Annotated in this window: 4 protein-coding genes; 2 read left to right on the plus strand and 2 right to left on the minus strand. The window is 47.0% G+C overall.

Annotation, left to right across the window (positions count from 1 at the left end):
- Window positions 1-61: 61 nt before the first annotated feature.
- Window positions 62-676, minus strand: coding sequence for a response regulator transcription factor (locus H6S82_RS22760; protein WP_199315404.1), 615 nt, complete (start codon window positions 674-676; stop codon window positions 62-64).
- A 300-nt stretch (window positions 677-976) separates the two neighbouring features.
- Here H6S82_RS22760 and H6S82_RS22765 point away from each other — a divergent pair, with 300 nt between their 5' ends.
- Window positions 977-1,477, plus strand: a complete 501-nt coding sequence (locus H6S82_RS22765; protein WP_191056753.1) for a hypothetical protein — start codon at window positions 977-979, stop codon at window positions 1,475-1,477.
- A gap of 270 nt (window positions 1,478-1,747) precedes the next feature.
- On the opposite strand, the gene hemH is transcribed toward H6S82_RS22765, so the two are convergent.
- Window positions 1,748-2,911, minus strand: a complete 1,164-nt coding sequence (gene hemH / locus H6S82_RS22770) for a ferrochelatase (RefSeq protein WP_190473806.1) — start codon at window positions 2,909-2,911, stop codon at window positions 1,748-1,750.
- A 111-nt stretch (window positions 2,912-3,022) separates the two neighbouring features.
- On the opposite strand from hemH, the gene H6S82_RS22775 reads away from it, so the two are divergent.
- On the plus strand, window positions 3,023-3,646 hold the full coding sequence (locus H6S82_RS22775) for a methyltransferase domain-containing protein (RefSeq protein ID WP_190473805.1): 624 nt from the start codon (window positions 3,023-3,025) through the stop codon (window positions 3,644-3,646).
- Window positions 3,647-3,755 lie beyond the last annotated feature (109 nt).

A 3,755-nucleotide genomic window follows, 5' to 3' on the forward strand; every position in this document is an offset into this window, starting at 1 on the left:
AAGGGTGAAGCATTGCGGGAGAAAGACTTAATCGTCAGATGAATTTTTTGTGACATCGAACTCAGGTTAACAAGGATAAGAAGGGACTGGCGAACATAGCAGCTTGAGTGCGATCGCGCAAATTTAACTGACTCAAAATACTGGTAATATGATTTTTGACAGTTCGTTCTGAAATATACAGCACTTCGCCAATCTCTCGATTACTCGCGCCTTTGACGATCGAACACAATACCTCACGTTCTCTAGGCGTAAGTCCCGCCAGTTCTGGGGGAAGGCGAGTAGGCTGAGTTGGAATTGAGGGAAGTGGGGAAGCGATCGCTTTTTCCATCAATCCTGGCCCCATTTGTGTGTAACCTTTATGAATGGCTCGAATTGCCGCTGCTAAATCATCAGAATGAGTGTCTTTTAGTAAATACCCTTTAGCACCCAATCGCATCGCTTGCGAAACGTAATCATCATCATCAAAAGTCGTCAAAACTAACACTTTAGTCGAGTTAAATTGCTGACAAATTACGCGAGTGGCAGCAACACCATCCATAATAGGTATTCTCACATCCATTAAAACCACATCCGGCTGCAAAGCTGACGCTTGCGCGATCGCTTGTTGTCCATTTTCCGCTTCTCCCACCACTTCCAAATCCTGTTTGACCCAACGAATCGTGAATTTCGCGAGCAATCCGATTTCGCTCTTGTAGCGTTGCCCTAAGAGTCAACCCATAAGTTATCGCCGTATTTAGTCTATCTAGTAGGAAAGTTAAAGAATTATTGCAATTCCAGAGAAGACCTGGCCCAACAGACCTGGCCCAGTCAACAGCTGCCACAGCAAACCCTCCAGATTCTGCCACTCCTATCTGGGAGTGGCATTGCATACTTTCCCTGGCAAATTTGTATGTTATGTAACAATTTGTGTTTTTCCAATCTATTATGCAATTAATGGCGCTACTGTATAAGAGTACACAAAACGCGGGAGGGAGTTGTGAGTCAAAGAGTCACCATTGCGGTGACTGAATCACTGTTTGCCCGACTTCAGCCCGTCAAGCATCAATTTAATATTTCCGCTATTTGCCAGGAGGCTTTAAAAATGGCTATTACTTACGAAGAACTCAAAGTCCAACTTACCGAACAAGAAAATTGGGTAGAACGCCTTCAGACGGAAAAGAAAGTTCTCCTCAACAAAGTCCGCCAAGAAGGGTTTGAACTAGGCATTCGCTCCAGCGCCAAGTTATCTTACAAAGATTTCCGCCATTTTGAACGAGTTCAGTCTCTGGCGGTTGCCCTCGATGAAGATGTGCTGGACTACCTCTGGACTTTTCTGAATCTGAAAGACTATCCAGAACAAGCTCGTTTGAATGATGCCGATTTTACTTACTTACTGGAAGTCGATCCCCAAAGTCGGATTAGCTTTGCTCAAGGATGGATCGATGGAGTGTTATCCGTTTGGCAAACCATAAAGACTCAAGTAGAAAACCCTCAATAGTTCCATCCTCAACCCAGGCTTTGTCTTTTGAGCAATTGCCCAAGTACGATCGCAATAGACATCTCCGCCAAAAGAATCTCAAAGGGCAGGCAGGATGCCTACTCCACAAGAATTTTTGGAGATGTCTATTCATTACTGCTTGGCGGTTGGTATTGTTCGCAGAAACCCGGTTTCTTGAAGAAACCGGGTTTGTTTGGTTTCTTTGCCTTGAGATTCAAGATTTCAGATTCATTTTTCCATCAAAAATCTAAAATCTAAAATCCAAAATCCCTACAGCAGTCCGACCAAGTGCAGTGGCCCCTGACCGCTGATCAGCTCCAACAGCAAGGCAATCAGAGCAATCATCGCCACACGACCGTTCCAAACTTCCGCAGAAGTAGTCAGTCCCCACTCCCAACGCTCTTGGGGGTACATCTTGACTTTTTTCTTCATCTGTGTTACTTCCGCAAGCTTCACGCTGGGAGAGTTGAGAGCATTGATGACTAAATCTGCTAAGGCGTCAATAAATACGGGATGGGTATTGAGGGCGGGTACGCGGCGGAAGTTGTGAATGCCAGCTTCCTCAGCTAGTTCGCGGTATTCGATATCGATTTCTTCGAGAGTTTCGATATGCTCGGAGACAAAACTGATCGGCACAACTACCAAATCTTGAACTCCCTCAGCGCCGAGTTGTTCGATCGCATCTTCAGTATAGGGTTTGAGCCACTCGACCGGGCCGACGCGACTTTGATAAGCGAGGACGTGGGGGTTCGGTCTATTGAGGTTTTGCATAATTAAAGCACTGCATTCCTCAATTTCTTTTTGGTAGGGGTCGCCGGCTTCTTCTACGTAGCTGACGGGGACGCCGTGGGCGCTAAAAAAGACGGTAACTTCATCGCGATTGGGAAAGCGATCGAGTTCCTGGGCAATTAGATCCGCCATTGCTTGCAAATAACCGGTTTGCTCATACCAGGAACGAATGACGGTGTAGTCAATGCGGTTGAGCAAGGGGTCTTCTTGCCAGATTTTTTCCATCAGGCGGAAGCTGGAACCGCTGGTGCTGATGGAAAATTGGGGATAAAGGGGCAGGATAACCAGACGATCGATCCGATCGCGTTTGATCCTGGCAATTGCTTCCTCTGTGAAAGGATGCCAGTAACGCATCCCAATGTATACTCTGGCCGGTTGTCCTTTTTGCTGTAAATGTGCTTCTAAAGCTTGTGCCTGGGCTTCTGTAATCTGACGCAGGGGCGAACCCCCACCAATTTGGCGATAATTTTCTTGAGATTTCTTGGCTCGCATTGTGGAGATAAACCAAGCCAGAGGTTTTTGTAGCCAGGGAAAAGGCAGGCGAATGATTTCCGGGTCGGAAAATAGGTTAAACAGAAAGGGACGGACATCTTCCAGTTGATCTGGCCCGCCCAAGTTGAGTAATAAGACCCCAGTACGCCCCATAGCTACTAACAGTTTCCCAAAGTTTTTATATTTGTTACCGATTTTAACAATATAACCTGTTAATGGATGAAGTTAGCAACAAACTATACATAAATTCAGGAGAATTAAGCGGTGGCAACAATTTTAAGGGAATGGAGCTATCGGTATCAGTGGTTGTACGATGCGATCGCCCGTCTTGCTGCTGTCAGCGTCGGCGGTGAAGGGCGTTTCCGCCGTTTAGCTTTAGAAGGCTTAACGATCGATTCAGAAACTAAAGTGCTAGACCTTTGTTGCGGTAGCGGTCAAGCAACGCAAGTGTTGGTGCAACACTCCCAAAACGTGACGGGATTGGATGCCTCGCCTTTATCTTTGCAACGAGCGCGGCATAACGTTCCTCAAGCCCAGTATACAGAAGCTTTTGCGGAAAATATGCCGTTTGCGGACAACTGTTTCGATCTGGTACATACTAGCGCCGCCATGCACGAGATGCAGCCCAAGCAATTGCGACAAATTCTCAAAGAAGTTTACCGGGTGCTGAAACCGGGTGGGGTATTTGCGCTGGTGGATTTTCACGCGCCGACGAATCCCCTATTTTGGCCGCCGATATCCTTATTTTTGTGGTTGTTTGAAACGGAAACGGCATGGCAACTCATCCAAACCGATTTGCCTGGGTTGTTGGCAGAGATGGGATTTCGGGATAAACAGCAAAGTTTGTATGCGGGTGGCAGTTTGCAGGTGATTTGGGCGAGGAAATGAAGAAAGGGGCTAGGGGCTAGGGGCTAGGGGCTAGGGGAAGAGGGAAGAGGGAAGAGGGAAGAGGGAGGAGGGAGAGGGAAGACGGAAAAGGGAAAAGATTTATTCTCCC

It is taken from the genome of Planktothrix sp. FACHB-1355 (genome assembly GCF_014748295.1).
Classification (GTDB): domain Bacteria; phylum Cyanobacteriota; class Cyanobacteriia; order Cyanobacteriales; family Aerosakkonemataceae; genus Aerosakkonema; species Aerosakkonema funiforme_A.